Raw genomic sequence first — 19,076 nt, forward strand, 5'->3', positions numbered from 1 at the left:
TTTTGAAGATTGGCGATTGCTATAAACGGCTATATTCAAGCAAATTCATTTAATTATTTCCTTGAGAAAATTATCTGCGGAATGTCAGCTTGATTTAAAGTAATAAAGTAATTTCATACATAGCTCTACAAGTCCAACCGAGATACTTCAAATTTTAAGATAAGATCGCCCTAGAGAAGAACCCTGTATTCGATTCATAAAGGCAGACAAGTATTGGTTTCTCAGGCTACAGCAAGGAATTCTGAGGATAGCAAATTAACCAGGTGATTGAATTAATAGAGGGTCTAATTGACCTTGACCATCCAATTTATAAATATCATCGCAACCACCCAAATGGCTATTGTTGACAAAAACCTGTGGTACGCTTCTTCTTCCATTAGCGCGTTGAGCCATTTTATCTCTAGCTTGTTCATCACCGTCTATCTTATATTCGGTAAATGTAACTCCTTTCCACCACAAAAGTAGTTTAGCCCGAATGCAAAAAGGACAAGTAGCCCAGGTGTAAATTTCAACATTCGCTTTCATGTTCTCTGGGTGACGATTTAAAAAAGAATTCAGAAAATCAAGCATTTTATTAACTGGTATTTTTGTCTAGATTATAACGATTAAGTATCTATCGCAATTTTCGATTTTCTGAGATATACCATGATTAAAGACAGTAAATGGTGCTAACAATCGCGACCACAGATAACTCATCAAAGTAGAGGTTGTTCCTACAGCATAAAAATCGGTTGGCTTCCAGAATAAAACAGCTTGAGTTGTTTCTGTTTCTTGAGTTTCAAAATTAGAAAAACCACTAGCAGCCGTACCATAAAGATTTAATTGCCAGAAATTCCCAGTTCCTATTTTTTATGTTAGTGCTGGAAATTAATTAAAACTAAGGGCTTGGCAGTGCCAAACCCTTACATGGTCTAGCTTCTAACTAAACCGTTTGTGCTTGGGGTTTTGGGGGTTGAGTTTGAGGTTGAAATTGGAATAGAGAATAAACGACGTTACGACGAATATCAATCATCATCTCTAAGAACATTTCGTAACCCTCTTGTTTGTATTCAATGAGGGGGTCTTTTTGTCCGTAACCACGCAATCCAATAGATTCTCTTAAAGCATCCATCGCTTGTAAGTGTTCCCGCCACAGAGTATCAATTTGCTGCAAGATAAAGAATCTTTCTGCTTGACGCATTAAACCAGGTTGTATACTGTCAATCTGATTTTCTTTAATATCGTAAGCTTTGCGGACTTCTTCGCGGAGGAAGGTTTTGATCTCTCCCACAGTCATATCTTCCAGGTGAGCGGTTTCTAAATCTTCAAGAAGATAGATAAACTCTTTGACCTTATCTAGCATCTTATCTAGTTTCCATTCTTCGGGAGGAAGTTCGGGATTAACGTAAGCATCAACAATTTCTCCCATTGTTTTTTCTGCATACTCAATAACCTGTTCTTTGAGGTCTAAACCTTCTAATACCCTACGGCGTTCGCCGTAAATAGCACGACGCTGATTATTCATTACCTCGTCATATTCAAAGACTTGTTTACGAGTATCATAGTAAAAAGTTTCTACTTTCTTTTGCGCTCCTTCTAAGGAGTTAGTAAGCATTTTGGACTCGATAGGCATATCGTCTTCTACCCGCATCATTTCCATTAATCTGCCTACCCTCTCACCGCCAAAGATACGTAAAAGGTTATCTTCTAAACTGAGAAAAAATCTGGTTGAACCAGGGTCACCTTGTCTACCAGCCCGTCCTCGTAATTGATTATCAACCCGACGAGATTCGTGTCTTTCTGTACCAATAACGTGTAAACCACCAAGATTAATCACTTCATCATGTTCGTCATCGGTTAGTGTTTCATACTCTTTGAGGATTAACTGATAAACTTCTCGCAATTTAGCAATTACAGGGTCTTCTGTGGGCGCGTTTTCGGCTGCAATGGCAATTTTTTCTTCGGCTTCTAGTTCTGGTAAACTTTGTTCGCCGTATTTATCCACTGCAAATTTAACTGCTTCTTTGAGAATTTTTTCGGTAGTGGGTGACAATTCTGTGGGGAAAATATCAGGGGAAGCTTTCCAGGTTTTTTGTTTTTGTCCGTTGGAAGCAAAACCTTTAGAAGCTTTTTTGCCATTTAGTTGAGGCATTGCTGCCATAAAGTTGTCATCTTCTGGTATTACCAGTTTGGGCATTAAATATTCTCTGATTTTGAGTCTTGCCATGTAATCAGCGTTACCACCCAAAATAATATCAGTACCGCGACCAGCCATATTAGTGGCAATGGTAACAGTTCCTTTGCGTCCTGCTTGGGCCACAATTTCTGATTCCCTTTCTACGTTTTCAGGACGAGCATTCAAGATGTTGTGGGGAATTTGTTTGTGACTGAGTAGTTGCGAGAGTATTTCTGATTTTTCAACGCTGGTAGTACCTACTAGCACGGGGCGACCAGTTCCATGCATCTCTGAACAGTCTTCGGCTACTGCTTGCCATTTACCAATTTCTTTACGGTATACCGCATCGGGTAAGTCACCGCGTTGAGATTTTAAGTTAGTGGGAATGATGGTGACTTGCAGGTTATAAACTTTTTCAAATTCAGTTTCTTCGGTTTTTGCTGTTCCAGTCATTCCTGCCAGTTTGGGATAAAGTAAGAAGAAGTTTTGATAAGTAATACTAGCAAGGGTTTGAGTTTCTTTCTGAATGGGTACATTTTCTTTAGCTTCAATAGCTTGGTGCAAACCATCACTCCAGCGTCTTCCTGGCATTACCCGCCCTGTAAATTCATCAACGATGACAATTTCATCGTTACGCACCATGTACTTAACGTCTTTAACAAATAATTCTTTGGCTTTGAGGGCATTAGAAACGTAGTGCGCCCAAGGGTTATCAGGGTCAAAGAGGTCAGTAACGCCTAATAATTGTTCTGCTTTGGTATAACCTTCCTCGGTCATCAAGATGTTATGAGCTTTTTCATCTACTTCGTAATCTCCTTCTCCATCCTCTTCTTCTTGCTTTGTTAGCATCTCAGCAATTTGGGCTGCTTGCTGATATTTTTCTGTGGGTCGTTCGACTTGTCCTGAGATAATTAGAGGTGTTCTTGCTTCATCGATTAATACAGAGTCCACTTCGTCGATTAGGCAGTAGTTAAAGGGGCGTTGTACGACTTCTTCCATGGAAACCGCCATATTATCCCGCAGATAATCAAAACCTAATTCGCTGTTGGTGGTATAGGTAATATCGCAAGCATAATTTTTTCTTCTTTCGGTGGGACTCATTCCGCCTTGAATTAGTCCCACACTCAAACCAAGGAAGCGGTGAACTTGTCCCATCCATTCAGCATCACGACGAGCTAGGTAATCGTTAACAGTTACAACATGGACACCTTTACCAGTTAAACCATTAAGATAGGCAGGAAGAGTACATACTAGGGTTTTTCCTTCCCCTGTTTTCATCTCTGCTATCTGACCTTTATGCAATACAATACCGCCTAGTAGTTGGACATCGTAGTGGCGCATTCCCAAAACTCGTATTCCTGCTTCTCTAACCACTGCAAAAGCTTCAGGAAGAATTTCTTCGAGAATTTCTTCTCTCTGGCGAAAATCCTTGGCTTGAGTCAGCATTTGCTGAAATTCTGCGGTTTTTCCCCGCAGTTGTTCGTCAGAGAAACCTTTAATATCTTCTTCGATCAGATTTATTTCTGCGACTAAGGGTTGTAGTTTTTTGAGTTTACGTGCATTGGGGTCGCCTAGCAGTTTTTTAAACATAGTAAGAATATGTAACGGTTTATAGCTATTTTTATGTACTTAATAAAGGACAATGTTGTTGATAAGAGTGTACCTTAAGCAAGTTACTCTAACGAGACTGTTGCACTCGATCGTAAGAGAATCAACAAATTGTAAACTTATCTCAGTTTCACTAAGAAGTGAGCTTTGATGTTATGCGTCATTCTTGATTTTTGAGGTACGCAAAGGACAAATGACAAATGACAATGTTACTGGTAATTTTATCATTTTTGAGATTTCCTATGACTTTCTCTTATTATCGTAATATCTATCTATCGGATACTGATGCTGCGGGGGTATTATACTTTGCTCAAGGAATGTCTATCTGTCATGAAGCTTATGAAGAGTGGCTAAATGCCCAAGGAGTTAGTATTCAAACCATCCTCAAAGAAAAAAAATTTGCCCTGCCCATTATTCATGGTGAAATAGATTTTTTTAGCCCTATTTTTTGCGGGTATCGCTTACAAATTGATGTAAAATGTGTACCAATAAAAGATCGTGAATATGCGATCGCATATCAAGTATTTTCCACATCTTCTCCAGATAAATTATTAGCCAAAGCACTGACCAAACACGTCTGCATTAATCCCATAACTAGAAAGAGAGTGCCGTTACCTAGAGAAATTCTTGGGGAATAGTCATAATTACGTCAGGAGGTAATGAACAGTAAGTAGCATTTAATCAACAAACAATTACTAGCCACTAACTACTAACTACTAACTACTAACTAATAGCAATTAACCTTAAATCTTAGTAAACAATCAATTAAAAGTTAGTTAAGATAGAATTTTCAAGAAACTGGTAAAGTTAGAATAACTAGATTTTGTTAATTCTTAGATAAAATTTTTATGGCTACAACTACACGTAAAAGTCCTATTGCACCCCGCCCTGCAATGGAAAGAAATCTGGACAGGAGTTTTTATTGGACAGCAAAAATTTTAGCATTTGCGATCGCTGCTGTGTTAGTCTGGATTACAATACAGGTAGCGTTACAGGCTCTACCTGCGATTCAAGAATTTGGTTTGGGTTTTCTAACTACCAGTAGTTGGAATCCTGTAAAAAGCGAATATGGAGTGTTGCCCGCTCTTTATGGTACTGTCGTTAGCTCTTTAATCGCTCTTTCGATTTCTGTGCCTATTGGCTTAGGAGTAGCTATTTTTTTAAGCGAAGATTATTTTCCTCCTGCGGTACAAAGAATTATTGTTTTTCTAGTTGAGTTATTAGCAGCCGTACCCAGTGTAGTTTATGGTTTGTGGGGAATTTTCGTTTTAATTCCCTTTCTTAAAAACATTTCCCCCCTTAGAGGACCTGGTATGCTTCCTGCTGCGTTGATTTTATCAGTGATGATTCTTCCCACCATTTCAGCTATCTCTCGCGATGCTATTACCAATGTGCCTGGAGGTCTACGTCAAGCTGCTGTGGGTTTAGGGGCAACCCGTTGGGAAGCTATTTTACAGATTGTGCTGCCTGCTGCTTCTTCAGGTATTATTGGCGGTATTATGCTGGCATTAGGAAGAGCATTAGGAGAAACAATGGCTGTAACTATGCTGATTGGAAACTCCAATAGAATTAACCCTTCAGTATTTGAGCCTTCTAATACAGTATCTTCTCTGCTTGCAAACCAATTTGCCGAAGCTAGTGGCTTACAAGTATCTGCATTGATGTATGCAGCTTTAATGTTATTTGCGATTACGTTGGTAGTTAATGTCTTGGCGCAAGTATTAGTCGTGAAACTACAGAAGATTTAAAACTAGATACGGCATTGTGCATAGCTAATAAGGACAGCAATAAACTAATTTTGTAAGAGTATTCGTATTCTTGATTTTGTAGATCAAATTTAAGTGCAACCCGCCGTAAGTAGTCAAGATGAGATTTATCTAATTATTCAATTATTTCATGAATAATACTACTTTGAATTGGAAAGCTTATGATATTTTCAAATATGCAATGATAAGTCATGAAAAAGAAGCACGTAGCACAAATAAAGTGCGTAAAAAGAAAGTTAATTCTTGCTAAAAAGGCGGATAAAAACTTTAGAGTCTTTGGCTCAAAATATCATAAGTATTTCATAGATAGGGTAGTTACTGAAGATGAGGTAGCAAATTTTGAACAAGAATATAAGATTACTCTTCCCAGTTGCTACCGTTCGTTTCTTACTCAAATAGGAAATGGTGGCAACTCTTATGCTAATAGTGCAGCAGGTCCTTTTTACGGTATTTTTCCATTGGGAGAACGTATATCAGAACTAATTGAATTCCCAGAAGAATATCTGAATCAACCAGTCAATATATATCCAGGTATGACTGACGAATCTTGGACACAATTAACACAAAGAATACAAGAAGAAGAAGATATTTCTGATGATGATTTTGACAAAGAAATGGGAAAAATTTATTCAGGAATTCTCCCAATAGGTTCTCAAGGATGTGCCTATATACAGGCTATTACTCTCAATGGAGCAAATAAAGGAAGAGTAGTGAACCTAGATATAGATATAGATGGTGAGAAGCCGAAGTTCGCCTACGAAAATAATTTTTTAGATTGGTATGAACGTTGGCTCGATGAAATAATATCAGGTGATTTGATTAAAGATCGTCCTACATGGTTTGGCTTCTGTATGGGTGGAACAGATCGAGAACTGATCGGGAAATATCAAGATTCAACAAATGAAGAATACAAGATTGAATGTTTAGTTGGCTTACTTCAAAAAGCTAAATTAAACATGGAAACAATTCAAATTATAGAAAAGGAATGTTCAAACCCTAGTCCAGTTTTAAGTAATCTTGCGTTACAGTTGTTAACTAAAACAGATTATAAACTTGCTAAAAATAAACTAAAAGAGAAATATACAATAGAACCATTAATAGTGTTTCAATGTTTATTTTGGTATGCTAAAGATGCTTCGGAAGATTGGATTCCTGAGATAAAAGTCTTATTATCAGAGCGAAATATCGATCCAAAACTATTTAATTTTGTTACGTATGTCGTTAAAGAGTGTAAAACCAATTCATCTATCTTGCTACAACCATTTACCGAACATGAAAATGAAAAAATAAGAAGACAAGCAGGTTATATTCTGAAAGAATTAAAGCATAAAACCAAAGCTAATTAATGAAACAAAGAAGTAAACAGTAATCAGTAATTCACAACCCCAAAAAAATGACAAATACATTTGACACCGCCAGTTTGAAAAAAGATCCCACTTCCCCCCGTACTCTATTTGGGTTAATCATGTCGAGTATTGCTGGTTTATTCACTATAATGGCGATCGTGCCACTATTTATTATTCTGGGCTATCTTTTAACCAAAGGTATTAGCTCTTTACGTTTACAAGTTTTTACAGAACTTCCCCCACCACCTCTAGTAGATGGCGGAGGCTTTGGAAATGCTATTGTAGGCACAGTAATTATGGTTGGTATCGGTGCCTTGATTAGTGTTCCTATCGGCATCATGGCAGCTATCTATCTATCAGAATTTAGTAAAGAAAGTAAGTTTGCTGACTGGATACGCTTTGCTACTAACGTTTTAAGTGGTGTGCCCTCAATTATTATTGGGGTATTTGCTTACGGTGCAATTGTCTTAACCTTTAGAGAGTACTCCGCTTGGGCTGGTGGTTTTGCTTTAGCTATCCTTATGCTACCAATTATTGTTCGCACTACCGATGAAGCTTTAAAACTTGTTCCTCAAGAAGTCCGTCAAGCTTCTATTGGTGTGGGTGCCAATGACTATCAAACCGTATTACAAGTTGTGTTACCTGCTGCTGTTCCCGCCATTATCACAGGTGTTACTCTAGCTGTTGCTAGGGCTGCGGGAGAAACTGCACCATTACTATTTACCGCCCTATTTACTCAATTTTGGCCAAATTGGAATAATTTATTAGTTGAGCCTACTGCATCTTTATCTGTGTTAGTTTATAATTTTGCGATCGTTCCTTTTAAGAATCAGCAAGAGTTAGCTTGGGCTGCTGCCTTTATTTTGGTGCTGTTAGTTTTAACTACCAGCATTATTTCTAGAGTTGCTACTGCTAAGAGAACCTATTAAAGTTAGCAAGTGGGAATAAATTCTTTTCTTGGGCGTTGGTAATTTGATGTATGACGTACAAAGTGTTTCTGTTCGTCCTAAAGGATACCGCTTCGCATATAGCTTTAAGCTCTAAGCTCTAAGCTCTAAGCTTCTTGCTCCGTCCCTATGTTCGAGGTTTCCTCGAACGGGGCGGCCCATTGAGTAAATAATCTTTGAAAATGGTATTCGCTAAGTCCAATATTTTGTGCCACAGTTATAAGATCGGGTTGACTCAAGTGATGTTGACGAATAAATAAGATCGCTTTGGCAATCTTCTGATAATCTTTGCTCTCCATAGACACCTGCATTTTCGCTAAATCTTTTGTTCTAAGCCAAAGGTCTTTTGATTTTCTTAATCTATCAATGGTGCTGGTTTAAAACCACCCGTTTCTTGCGATACACAATGAATCTCTTAACCCTGCTGAATTTGATTTTATAATACGTTTAACTCTCTTTCTGATTACTTTCGCTGCTCAGTATCTTCGAGCTTTTTTACCCGATCGAGATATCTGTGGACAAATCTTTAAACAGTTATCAATCACTTAGTTATTGGTCAATAACTCAAAATTAACAACCAACAATATTATCCCGCTTAGTTTGAGTTTGGGACTAAGATGGGACGGGACTAACCACTAACTACCACCGATCTAAAATATCTTTAATCAATACTTCTTTTACCCATACTTGTCCGACTACAGTTAAAGGTAGAGCTAAAAGTAGCCCCAAAAAGCCAAAAAATGTCGCAAAAAATATTTGAGATAATAAAGTAATTGCAGGTAATAAAGATACTTGTTGGGACATCACAAGAGGAGTCAATAAATTGCTTTCTACCTGTTGAATAAAAGTATAAAGAATTAGTACCGCAAAAGATTTCCAAGGATCGTCCAATAAAGCGATCGCCATTGGAGAAAGTACGCTTAAAGTAGGTCCTACATTAGGAATAAAAGTTAACGCTCCTGCAAGCACAGCTTGAGCTAAAGCTAGGGGAATTCCTAAAATTAGTAATCCAATAAAGCTAAGGATACCAATCACCAACATATTAAATAAAATCCCTACCAACCACCCCTGTAAAGAAAGGGCGCATAATGTCAGTATTTCATCTACTCGCCGACGATAAAAAGCAGGAAATAAGCGAATAAATCCTTGACGGTAGGGAATAGGATCGGCTAACAACATCAAAGATAAAACTAATAATAATAAAGTACTTAATAATGTCCCAAAAGAGCTATAAAAAAAGTTTAAACCCCCACCAAGAAACTGATTAATTAAAGGTTGTAACTGTCTATTCAGTTCTTCTGCATCTGGTAAATAACTAATAATATCTGGTTCGAGACGACTTAATAAAAGATCGAGCCATATATTAAGTCTTTCTATTCCTAAAGGGATCAAAGCTGCTAACTCTTGAAACTGAGTTATAAATGGTGGCACAACTATCTGAAAAAATAGTATACTCACGCTTAGTAAAGCTAAAATTGCCAAAATAACACCATAGCTCCGCTTTAGCCCTCGGCGACAAAACTTTTTAACTAAAATATTTAAAGATGTTGCAATAACTACCGCAGTAAAAATTAACAGTAGCAATTGTCTAATTTGCCACAATACAAATAAAGAAATAAAAAAAGCAACAAAACCAATCCAAGTACCAAAACTCACTACTCAAGAACTCTCAAAAGTAATTTCGCTCATTAGCTTACTGCATCTTGTTCAAAGGTCAAGACATTTTTCGCATTCGCTACCCCATTCTCTTTTTCCTGTCTGAGATGCCTATTCCCGACTTTTGCCAGAAGTCTCTTGACTGGGAAATGGATTTGAGTAACCGACCTCATTTAAAATACTCTGTATAAAAAACTTAATATTTAACTGCAATGCTGCGTTTAATTACAGACTTTGATGGCCCGATTATGGATGTATCCGATCGCTACTACCGAGTTTATCAAAGATGTCTTCACTTGTTAAAACACCCTCAGCAGAAAATAAATACACTCTCTAAAGCAGAATTTTGGCGACTAAAACGGGGGCGCATTCCCGAACGTAAAATTGCCCTCTTATCTGGTTTAAACCCAGAACAAGCCCAAATATTTGTCCATCTGAGACGTACTAATGTTCATGCCCTACCTTATCTAGTTTATGATACCTTAATTCCTAGCGCGATCGCAGCTTTAGAAAAAAGCCAGCAATTAGGTTTTGAATTGGTAGTAATGACAATGCGAAAAGAGCGAGAGCTTAATGCTGCCTTAGAAAAGTACAATTTGAATCGTTTTTTTCCCACTCATCTCCGCTACTGTTTTGATAACGACTACCTAATAACCCTCGATACTAAAGATAAACCCCTACTAATGGCAAAAGCATTACAAGAATTGCCTGCTGCTGCGGATGTTTGGATGGTAGGAGACACCGAGGCTGATATTATTGCAGCCAAAACCCATGATATTAGAGCGATCTCCGTCTTATCAGGAATTCGAGATCGTAATCAATTAGCCATTTATCAGCCCGATCTTATTGTAGACAACTTAGCTCAAGCAATAGAGTATATCCAAACTTCTTACTATTCTCAAACTGAATTAAGTTAGGGCGTTTTTCGTACTCGTAAGGTGCGAATTCAAACTTAACTAAAAACACCAAAATATCTGTTACCTGTCTTGATGTACGTCTCTTGGTTTGCCTTCCTGTGCTGTCTTGTGCTTCTTTTGCTGGATTTTTAATGCGTAGATTCTCACCGCTTGCGTCGTCCCCATTCGTCCTGTCAAGGCGGGATAATAAGGATAAATAAAACGACGCAAGTTGGCAGCGCAATTTATCTGACCAAGAATTGCTATGTTTCTATTTTAAGAAACACTATTTTAAGAAACAACTAGCCAGCCAAAACAGAACAAATGTCACCACAGAAGCAATAGAAGTTATTTGGTCTGGTGAATTAGTCATTGCGCCACTACTAACAAGAGAATTAGCTAAAGCATTACCCAAAGCAACACCAGCAACTAACATTACCAAAGTAATTAACAAAGAACGACCAAATCTTTTTTCCTTACTATTGATAAAATAAACACTACCCATAAATCCCAATGCCATCAATAGAGGTAGTAATGATGTCGTTGCTGTTTGACCGAAAGCAGTAATTCCCGCTAAAGTCAGAAATACGCCCGTAGGTACAAGAACTTCTTTTTGTGAAGGACTATCAAGCAAATTTTGTACCCAATTGGGGGTACTTTGAACCAGAGGCTTGCTCTCAACAGGAGATTCTACTTTTCGTTCGGGAAAACGAATCCTTTCAGGAACTTTGATTTTTCCTTCTTGGCGTAACCGCAAACGATCCATAATCACCGCATCATAAGCTGCTTCAATACTTTCTACAACCTTGGCATCATTGTTATTTTCTTCGCAAATTCTTTTTTTAGCAGACTGAATTTCTTCAAAAGAAGAATTCTCTGTAACACCAAGCTGTTCATAAGGATTTTGTTCGCTCATTATTTAACCTCTACTGACTCTGTACACCAAAATTTATTGAAGAAAATTGTTGTTAATAAACTTCCCACCAGCCAAAAGCTGGCCCAACAAATCGCACTGTAAACCAAGTAGTAACCATCAGACCGATGCCTATCCAAGCACCTTTTGTCGTGATCGCTACAAACTGTTCTGACTGAGATTTGGTAATTGGTAGCCAAGGTAAGATTCTTGCTTCTTTTCCGTAATCTTCCCCTAATGTTGACTTACGACGTTTTGCCTCGCCCATGTTATTACTTTCTACTAACTATGACTATTCTAAATGTTTATTTATTATTTCTATGATGGTAACGCTTTCTGGGAACAGGAGACAAAAATTAATGTGTAATTTCTTATAGCAGTTGTCTGGAGTAGTAGAGTAAATAGTGAGTAGCGAGTAGCAGTCAAGATATTTGCCAAAAAGTCTTTACAAGAGTGGGAAATAATGAGTCACAAGTACTTAAATGATCGGTTAATAAGGTATTGGTTGATCAGGGGAAGAAAAACAGTATGGCTTTTTTTCTCGCTTGGTTAAAGACTCTAAAAAATAAGAACAAACAACGAGCAACGAACAGTGTCATTCTGTATTTTACACCTATGTTTCATCAACGCTGTTAATAATTATCCATAACTTATTCTTGATTTTCTTAATCTCACTAAAAATTGATTTAAGTCTTCTTTGGCTGATGGTTCATCTGGTAAGTGACTATTTTGGCTAGCAACCTCCAATTCGTTTTGCAATCTTTGATATTCCTGAAAATGGAAGTCTAGATCGATATCTTTCAAAGTAGATTTCTCTGCACCTTGAATTTTTAGATCGATCAACTCTGGAATATAGGGTAACTGAAATTCTTGATTAAGACTTACTAAATTAGCTTCAATAGTTCCAGTCTTCATTAAATAAATGCCTGTGAGCAAAACTCGATATAAATAAAGTAAAGGTTTCGCTTGTGGTGCAGTGCTTTTGCTTAATAATTGCCACTGATTCTTGGCAAAGCCACTGTAATGATAGCTATGGAAACGAGTCAGACAATTAACAGCGATCGCTTTTAACTCTTGATGTTCTGGAGTACTATATACTATCAATGACGAATAAAGCTGCTCTAAAACATAACCATTTCTTTTCAAAAGCAAAGAACAAAATTTCTTGAGATCGTGGGTTACTAAGTCTATTTCGATATTTTCTCTAATCTCAGACAATTCAATAGTTTCTTGCAGGGCATCTAAACCCACAATTTCTTCAATAGGTAGAATATGCACTCCCCGCAAATCATAATCAGAATCAGCCGAAGGAAAACCATAGAGATGCGCCCCACTAATAAGTAGTGAACAACAAACGATAAGGCTGGGATTGGATGACTTTATTGAATAATATTTGATTCACCTCTTTATTCTGCGCGAGCGAGAAGACTCTCGATTCATCGGAGAAATGAGTTTTAGTCTAGAACAAGCGCGATAGCTTAATAGTTTACCAGCAGAATATTTCCCAGATAACGGTTCTTTCGGATAACGAATATCATCTAAATAAATTGGTCACACAACTATACAACCAAATAGGTTTTATTATCACGGCAAGACAATCTACAATCACCCTCAATATACAATAAGGCGGGCAATGCCCACCTCATAATATAGTTATTGAGCTTGAATTGTACCCAATGCATTTTCTACCTGAGTTACTACATTTTCAGGTAAAGGAATATAGCCTAACTCCTCTGCATAGGCTTGTCCTTCAGTCAAAGACCAATTTATCACTTCTTTAAAAGCATTCAGCTTTTCTGGGTCGTCATAATTTTCATAGGCTAAGATCCAAGTGTAGGTAACAATAGGATAAGAATCTTCACCTTCAGGATCGGTGACAAAAGCGCGGAGATTTTCAGGTAAAGTGGCAGCAGATAAAGCCTGAGAAGCAGACTCACTAGAAGGAGCAATATAGTTTCCTGCTTGATTTTCTAGGCTAGCTGTGGGAATCTCTTGCTGTTTTGCATAGCCATACTCAATGTAGCCAATAGAGCCTTCTGTTTGTAAAATCTGAGCAGTAACACCCTCATTTCCCTTAGCACCTAATCCTGTAGGCCATTCTACAGTTTTACCGCTACCAACTTTTTGTTCCCATTCAGGACTAATTGCAGCAAGATGTTGCGTGAACACACCAGTAGTACCACTCCCATCGGAACGATGAACTACTGTAATATCAGTATCGGGAAGCTGTACATCGGGATTGATACTTGCAATCGCAGGATCGTTCCACTTGGTAATTTTACCGAGCAAGATGTCTGTGTATACTTGACGAGAAAGCTGTAGTCCTTCTATATCAGGAAGATTGTAAGCTAAAACAATACTACCCGCAGTCATAGGGAGTAATACGACTCCTTGATCCACCGCAGCCATCTCTTCATCTTTCATGGCAACATCGCTAGCACCAAAATCAACAGTTTTTTGGGTAAACTGCTCTACTCCAGCACCACTACCAACGGACTGATAGGTAACTTGAACATTGGGATTCTGCTTATTATACTCAGCAAACCATCTTTGATATAAAGGCGCGGGAAAACTCGCACCAGCACCAGTTAAAGATACTGACTGTCCACCACCAGCGTTTCCTCCAGCGTCTCCTCCATCGGAAGTAGCTGTTTCAGAACCACCACAGGAAGCAAGGCTGAGAGAAAGAGCCAGCACAGGAGCTAGCAAGAGTTTACGTTTTGTAGAAGTAAAAGAAATCATTTGTTTCGCCAATTTTATAAACTACTTAATTACAAAAACCCTTTGAAGGGAAAGGGGAAGGATGAAGACCATAAAACTTTCGCATTATTCTAATAAACCTTGGTTGAGTTCGGAAACAAGTTAAAGAGCAAAGTAATCAAAATCGCTATTTTATCTCTTAAACCTTTTCCTTGACTTCTGTGAGAAATTTAATGTGTAAACTTTATTTCCCCCTTTACTTTTCCTTTTAACTTGTATTCACGGGCAAAGCGCGTTTTGACGTGCCAATATTTTTGGGATACGTATAGACTACTCGGTTTGGCTTACCCTTAAGTAAATGAGTAGTTATGATGATGTTAAGGTTATTTTAAGAAGCTCCCAAAACAACCAAAAGGGTGAGCAATGCTCACCCTGATTTTAGATATGAGTTAAGTTACGGAAGAAATTAGAACTGGAAAGTAGTTCTGATAACACCCACAATTTGAGTATCGTTGTCGCTATCTCCATCTGGGTTAAGAACAACGTAAGCACCAGGAGTAATCAAGATGTTGTCGTTGAGGGGATACTTATACAAAGCTTCAATCAAGAAACTAGTATCTTCGTCCTCTTCTCCACCTTCATTTTTAACCAATTGGGGAGGAATACCACCAGCAACCGAGAAAACTGCTCCTTCTTTACCTATGTCTAAGACGGAAAAGTTTACAGAAGCAGTGTAAAGAATCGCCTCTCCATCTCCTTCACCAGCTTCATTAGCAAAAGAGCCACCGCCAAAGCCAGCAATCACAAATCTTTCGCCAAGTTGATAGTTAGCACCCAAACCTACTTGGTGAGCGCGAGTAGCTGTTTCACCAAATGGTTCTCTTGCCAAGTCGCTAGCAGTAGAACCAGTTAAGTTAACACTGTCTTCAGTTTGGTACTCGTAAACATAGGTAAGAGCTACATCTAGGCTTTCCAGGAGAGAATATTTAACTTGCGCTCCTGCACTGAAGGAGCCGTTAAATAAACCTTCTCCATCAGAAGGGTCTGCTGCTCCATCACCAGCTAAGTATAAACCACTAACAGTAAGTTTTTCGCCAAAATCAGCACTTGCACCAACACCAGCACCTTCTACACCACGAAGAGTGATAGGGTTACGACGGCTAAAACGGGATAAAGCACCAGTTCCACTCTCTTCTAACATGGGGTTAGCTACATAGAAAATATCATCTATGTCTAAACCAGCAGTACCCACATAACCTGTGACTCTGTCGTTAAAGAGGGGGAAGCGATAATGCAAATCGCTAAGTTCAATATTATTATCGTTATTGGCATCATAACCTAAACGAGTAGAATCAAAGCCAGTGAAATCATCGAAACCAGGAATATTACCTGCTTCTAAACGAATGCGTAAACGGTCTTCACCATAGAAGCTACTGTCAAAGTTTAAACGAACACGATTGCTTAGTGTGGTTTGTGTAGGATCGTTGTCTTCTTCTCCTTCTTCATCGCCAAAGGTATCAGCGATCGAAAAAATAGCTTCACCCTTTAATTTGGTAGTAGTGGAGAATTGGTTATCTTCCAAAAAAGCAGTACGACTTTCTAAACTGTCAATACGTCCACCAATGGTAGCTAATTCAGCTTCAAATTCTTGAGTTAGGCGGTTGATAGTGTCGATGTCTTCTCTCACAACTGCTTCAGAAGAAGCGATTAAGCGTTCAATTTGATTTAAACAAGAATTTAAACCCGCAGCAAATTCGTAACGACTTAAAGATTGAGTTCCTCGGTAGGTTTGGTTGGGGAAACCCGCAATACAACCGTAACGATCTACAAGAGAACGCAATGCTTCATAAGACCAGTCTGCGGGGGAAACGTCTCTTAATTGATTGACGTTTGTTACCTGAGACATAGAATCATTACCAGAGCTTTGGTAGCGATTAATTTGCTCTAAAGAGTTATCAACGGAGTTAGCTTCAACGCTGGGTGCAGTTTCCGCTAAAGTCATATTAGCTGTTAGTAAAGATGTTACAGCTACAGCAGGTACGCTTTCGAGCGCACGCCAAAATAGTTTAGACATAATTCTATTCGATCCTCACACCGAAATGTTTGTTTTGTAAATACAGAGTATTGTGATATCTGATTGACAATCGCAAATCTACTAATTAATAATTAATAGATTTTCCCCTTCACACCAATAGTATAGATCACCAACCACAAAAGTAAACAATCTATTTACTGATTTTTTTCTGTATGAATGTTTACTATTTGGTAAAGTACTTAGAAGAAATTGCTATCAATAGTTATTGATAGGTAGATAATAAAGTAATCGTTTCATGAAAAAGTAAATTTTTGGTAATCTTTTGATTAAGAAATTTGCTGGTTGGTTATGAGTTATTATTCACTCTTTCTAATTTCCCGTTTCTCGTTCCTTAACCTTACTTTCTTCGTCCCGTAACTATATAAGATACTCGCTGACCTATATTTGTTGCGTGATCCGCCATTCTTTCTAAATGACGTATAATCAAGCCGAGTAGTAAGATGGGTTCGACTACCCCAGGAACATCTCGCTGGTGTGCCAATAAATCATAAAGATATTCATAAGCATCATCTACCGTATCATCTAGTTTTTTAATGTTTTCTCCTGCTTTAGCATCTAAATCTGCTAAAGCGACTAAACTGGTAGCTAGCATTAATTGTGCGTATTCTGACATCGCTTCGACCCGATCCATACAGGAGTGAGGAGGATAGTGGACTAACTTAAGTGCCATTTCTGTGATGTCTTGGGCATAGTCGCCAATTCTTTCCAAATCTCTGACTAATTGCATTAAAGCACTCAACAATCGCAAATCTTGCGCTACGGGAGATTGCAGAGTCATTAAAGTAGCGCAATCTAGCTCTATCTGGCGATAATATCTGTCAATTCGCTTTTCGAGATAAATAACGTTTTCCCCAGCTTGAATATCTCTTACGAATAAACATTGATGGCTGAGGCGAAATGATTGCTCGACAAGAGTTCCCATTCGCAGGACATCTTGTTGCACTTGTTTAACAGAGCGTTTCAATTGAGTTCTTTCAGAATTACTTGTTTGGGAAAAAAGTGTCACCGATTTAATAAATTTATAGATATGATAGACTACTTATCTACTGTGATAACAAAGTATGTTTAATATTGAGTTATGTTGTGTATTGGTTTTAACTAACTTATGTTATGCCAAAGCTAAAAAGCTATCATATGAACTTTTGATACGCATTCCCTATTCCCTAGAATATTCTCTTGGTGACCTCAGCATACCTCACCTTCAAACTAGATCGGGTTTTTTGGATCGCAAGGCAATTTAACTCTCAACCAAGCTCCACCTAAATCAGGATGATTTTTAGCTTCAATGAAACCTCCATGAGCTTGAATAATCTCTTGCACAATTGCTAACCCCAAACCACTACCACTTAAGTCGCTGGCTTTTCGGTTACGAGATCGCTCTCCACGATATAATCTTTCAAAGACGTGAGGAATATCTGAAGAAACAAACCCTGTACCAGAATCTACAATATCGATTATTACTTGTGGTTCGATACTGGAAACTTCGTCCTCTCTTGATTCTTCAAGCTTACAGCAATCGCTATCCAAAGAAACTACAATTTCTCCTTCAACTGGGCTATGTTTGAGAGCATTATCCAACAAATTTAAAAATACTTGAATCAAGCGAGATTTATCGCCATCGATCGATATAGAGTAATCTCCTATCTGAGTAAGAGTAACCTGTTTTTTTTTGGCAATTGGTTCGAGGGTTTGCCAAACGGAGTCAATGATTTCGTGTACGTTAATTGATTCGTATTTTAAAACTTTAGTGGGGTCTGCTTCCAACCGAGTCAGCTCTAACCATTCTTGCACTAAGTTTGTCAAGCGATTTGTCTCCTTGAGCATTTGCTCCACCCATCTTCGTTCGGGATTTTGTAATCGGTCGAGTAAATTTTCTGCTACTAGAGAGATCGAAGTTAGAGGAGTCTTTAATTCATGGGAAAGATCGGAAACAGTGCGATCGCGGGATCGAGATAATTCTACTATGGGTTGTCGATTGATTAAAAATACCCCTACCTGTCTACCAGGAAGAGGAAAACTATGACCACAAAGGGCGATCGCTTGAACTGTTTTGGAAGAAACTTGATTGTCAAAAGAGGGAAAATCTTCGTCTTGAGCAGAAGCATGGCGAGTAAAATAAAACACCCACTCTTTTTCTTGAGATTGTTGGGATTTGCGGGTACGCTCAATTAAAAGGTCTAATTCGTAGGAACGAACTAACTCCAGCAATAAACGAACTTCTCCCCAACGCCAGCGATCCAGCTTTAGTAAAGTCCTTGCTTGCTGGTTGCACCATAGCAATTGGTTTTCTTCATCTACTAATAAATAGCCAATGGGAGCTCGATCGATTAATCTTTGCCAGTTATCTCGCTCTTGAACTGCTTGTCGTCTTTCCCAATCCAGTTTGTCCACTTCTCGACGTAACAAATACAGAGGAGGCATAGAAATAGAGCGATCGTCTTGATTAGAAACAGACTTAATCAACTTTTTTAACCGCTTTTTCCAATGATAATGCTGCCAAACACAGACCCCCAAGCCCACGGTTAAGCCGATAATAAACTCAACACCAGCCATAATTTATTTAGTTCCCGATCGTCATGGTCGATTATTTCGATCATATAACCCATTGGAATGCGTTGGGGGCGTAATGAGCAGACTGTCTGTTATTTTTCTGTTTGAATTTGGGATATTTAGTTTTTCCCTTAAAGAAGTTTTGAAACGCTGTATTTAAATGCCTGAGTCCTTGCTGTAATGGTACAGATGAAACTTGTTTTAACCAAGGTTTCGAGGGGTCTTTTTTGAGCTTGGTTAAAGCATTAGAAGTATCCGTATAACTAAGAGATACTTTGTCTTGGTAGTAACTATTAGTTCTGAGAGCTAATGCCCAATAGAAGAGTCGAGGAGAATGTTGCCATTGCTCCCCTCTCGTCCGAAACCGTGCGTCAAAGTTTCCCTTTACACGGCTACTCAAAGGTGCTGCTAATTGTCTTTTACAGGCTTCTAACTGCATTGATT

14 protein-coding genes and 3 pseudogenes are annotated in these 19,076 nt (G+C 38.3%); 5 read left to right on the plus strand and 12 right to left on the minus strand.

The annotated features are described in order from the left end of the window. Window positions 1-255: 255 nt before the first annotated feature. Entirely contained in the window at window positions 256-570 is a 315-nt protein-coding gene (grxC, locus tag H1P_RS19175) for a glutaredoxin 3 (protein WP_144870330.1), read from the minus strand. A gap of 352 nt (window positions 571-922) precedes the next feature. Then, window positions 923-3,745 carry a preprotein translocase subunit SecA gene (gene secA / locus H1P_RS19180; protein ID WP_144870332.1) on the minus strand — a complete coding sequence of 941 codons (2,823 nt, stop codon included), beginning with the start codon at window positions 3,743-3,745 and terminating at the stop codon, window positions 923-925. A 260-nt stretch (window positions 3,746-4,005) separates the two neighbouring features. On the opposite strand from secA, the gene H1P_RS19185 reads away from it, so the two are divergent. The 4 genes from H1P_RS19185 to pstA all read left to right on the plus strand — a co-directional run bounded on the left by H1P_RS19185 (window position 4,006) and on the right by pstA (window position 7,804). Further along, window positions 4,006-4,401, plus strand: coding sequence for an acyl-CoA thioesterase (locus H1P_RS19185; RefSeq protein WP_144870334.1), 396 nt, complete (start codon window positions 4,006-4,008; stop codon window positions 4,399-4,401). A 210-nt stretch (window positions 4,402-4,611) separates the two neighbouring features. After that, window positions 4,612-5,511 (plus strand): phosphate ABC transporter permease subunit PstC, encoded by a 900-nt coding sequence (gene pstC, locus H1P_RS19190; RefSeq protein WP_144870336.1) that lies wholly within the window; start codon window positions 4,612-4,614, stop codon window positions 5,509-5,511. Window positions 5,512-5,720: 209 nt separating this feature from the next. Next, entirely contained in the window at window positions 5,721-6,875 is a 1,155-nt protein-coding gene (locus H1P_RS19195) for an SMI1/KNR4 family protein (RefSeq protein ID WP_144870338.1), read from the plus strand. Window positions 6,876-6,922: 47 nt separating this feature from the next. Next, a complete protein-coding gene (gene pstA, locus H1P_RS19200) occupies window positions 6,923-7,804 on the plus strand; it encodes a phosphate ABC transporter permease PstA (protein ID WP_144870340.1) in 882 nt (293 codons plus the stop codon). A gap of 173 nt (window positions 7,805-7,977) precedes the next feature. Here pstA and H1P_RS19205 read toward each other — a convergent pair. Together H1P_RS19205 and H1P_RS19210 are read right to left on the minus strand one after the other, a co-directional pair. Further along, window positions 7,978-8,133, minus strand: a pseudogene (locus H1P_RS19205) (6-O-methylguanine DNA methyltransferase); the annotation flags it as partial. Between the two features lie 328 nt (window positions 8,134-8,461). Next, window positions 8,462-9,478, minus strand: a complete 1,017-nt coding sequence (locus H1P_RS19210) for an AI-2E family transporter (protein ID WP_144870342.1) — start codon at window positions 9,476-9,478, stop codon at window positions 8,462-8,464. Between the two features lie 212 nt (window positions 9,479-9,690). Here H1P_RS19210 and H1P_RS19215 point away from each other — a divergent pair, with 212 nt between their 5' ends. Beyond that, window positions 9,691-10,395 (plus strand): HAD family hydrolase, encoded by a 705-nt coding sequence (locus tag H1P_RS19215; protein ID WP_144870344.1) that lies wholly within the window; start codon window positions 9,691-9,693, stop codon window positions 10,393-10,395. A gap of 265 nt (window positions 10,396-10,660) precedes the next feature. Here the strand turns inward: H1P_RS19215 and H1P_RS19220 are convergent, their stop codons facing one another. The 8 genes and pseudogenes from H1P_RS19220 to H1P_RS19255 form a co-directional block, all read right to left on the minus strand. Further along, entirely contained in the window at window positions 10,661-11,290 is a 630-nt protein-coding gene (locus H1P_RS19220) for a CPP1-like family protein (protein WP_144870346.1), read from the minus strand. A 52-nt stretch (window positions 11,291-11,342) separates the two neighbouring features. Beyond that, window positions 11,343-11,555, minus strand: coding sequence for a DUF2839 domain-containing protein (locus H1P_RS19225; protein WP_144870348.1), 213 nt, complete (start codon window positions 11,553-11,555; stop codon window positions 11,343-11,345). Between the two features lie 371 nt (window positions 11,556-11,926). Further along, a pseudogene (locus H1P_RS19230) lies at window positions 11,927-12,689 on the minus strand (nucleotidyltransferase domain-containing protein). A gap of 251 nt (window positions 12,690-12,940) precedes the next feature. Beyond that, window positions 12,941-14,029 carry a phosphate ABC transporter substrate-binding protein PstS gene (gene pstS / locus H1P_RS19235; protein WP_144870352.1) on the minus strand — a complete coding sequence of 363 codons (1,089 nt, stop codon included), beginning with the start codon at window positions 14,027-14,029 and terminating at the stop codon, window positions 12,941-12,943. A 424-nt stretch (window positions 14,030-14,453) separates the two neighbouring features. Continuing rightward, complete coding sequence (locus H1P_RS19240) at window positions 14,454-16,061, minus strand: iron uptake porin (protein WP_144870354.1); 1,608 nt, start codon at window positions 16,059-16,061, stop codon at window positions 14,454-14,456. A 358-nt stretch (window positions 16,062-16,419) separates the two neighbouring features. Next, a complete protein-coding gene (phoU, locus tag H1P_RS19245) occupies window positions 16,420-17,088 on the minus strand; it encodes a phosphate signaling complex protein PhoU (protein WP_144870356.1) in 669 nt (222 codons plus the stop codon). A gap of 200 nt (window positions 17,089-17,288) precedes the next feature. Continuing rightward, entirely contained in the window at window positions 17,289-18,635 is a 1,347-nt protein-coding gene (locus tag H1P_RS19250) for a PAS domain-containing sensor histidine kinase (protein ID WP_144870358.1), read from the minus strand. A 40-nt stretch (window positions 18,636-18,675) separates the two neighbouring features. After that, window positions 18,676-19,076, minus strand: a pseudogene (locus tag H1P_RS19255) (hypothetical protein); the annotation flags it as partial.

Source organism: Hyella patelloides LEGE 07179 (genome assembly GCF_900659865.1).
Lineage (GTDB): Bacteria > Cyanobacteriota > Cyanobacteriia > Cyanobacteriales > Xenococcaceae > Hyella > Hyella patelloides.

What these genes read in the sequence shown, in the direction of transcription:
- H1P_RS19250 (WP_144870358.1), bottom strand. Translation starts at nt 18,635, where the DNA reads ATGGCTGGTGTTGAGTTTATTATCGGCTTAACCGTGGGCTTGGGGGTC.
- H1P_RS19240 (WP_144870354.1), bottom strand. Translation starts at nt 16,061, where the DNA reads ATGTCTAAACTATTTTGGCGTGCGCTCGAAAGCGTACCTGCTGTAGCT.
- H1P_RS19215 (WP_144870344.1), top strand. Translation starts at nt 9,691, where the DNA reads ATGCTGCGTTTAATTACAGACTTTGATGGCCCGATTATGGATGTATCC.
- H1P_RS19185 (WP_144870334.1), top strand. Translation starts at nt 4,006, where the DNA reads ATGACTTTCTCTTATTATCGTAATATCTATCTATCGGATACTGATGCT.
- pstC (WP_144870336.1), top strand. Translation starts at nt 4,612, where the DNA reads ATGGCTACAACTACACGTAAAAGTCCTATTGCACCCCGCCCTGCAATG.
- pstS (WP_144870352.1), bottom strand. Translation starts at nt 14,029, where the DNA reads ATGATTTCTTTTACTTCTACAAAACGTAAACTCTTGCTAGCTCCTGTG.
- H1P_RS19225 (WP_144870348.1), bottom strand. Translation starts at nt 11,555, where the DNA reads ATGGGCGAGGCAAAACGTCGTAAGTCAACATTAGGGGAAGATTACGGA.
- secA (WP_144870332.1), bottom strand. Translation starts at nt 3,745, where the DNA reads ATGTTTAAAAAACTGCTAGGCGACCCCAATGCACGTAAACTCAAAAAA.
- H1P_RS19220 (WP_144870346.1), bottom strand. Translation starts at nt 11,290, where the DNA reads ATGAGCGAACAAAATCCTTATGAACAGCTTGGTGTTACAGAGAATTCT.
- grxC (WP_144870330.1), bottom strand. Translation starts at nt 570, where the DNA reads ATGCTTGATTTTCTGAATTCTTTTTTAAATCGTCACCCAGAGAACATG.
- pstA (WP_144870340.1), top strand. Translation starts at nt 6,923, where the DNA reads ATGACAAATACATTTGACACCGCCAGTTTGAAAAAAGATCCCACTTCC.
- H1P_RS19195 (WP_144870338.1), top strand. Translation starts at nt 5,721, where the DNA reads ATGAAAAAGAAGCACGTAGCACAAATAAAGTGCGTAAAAAGAAAGTTA.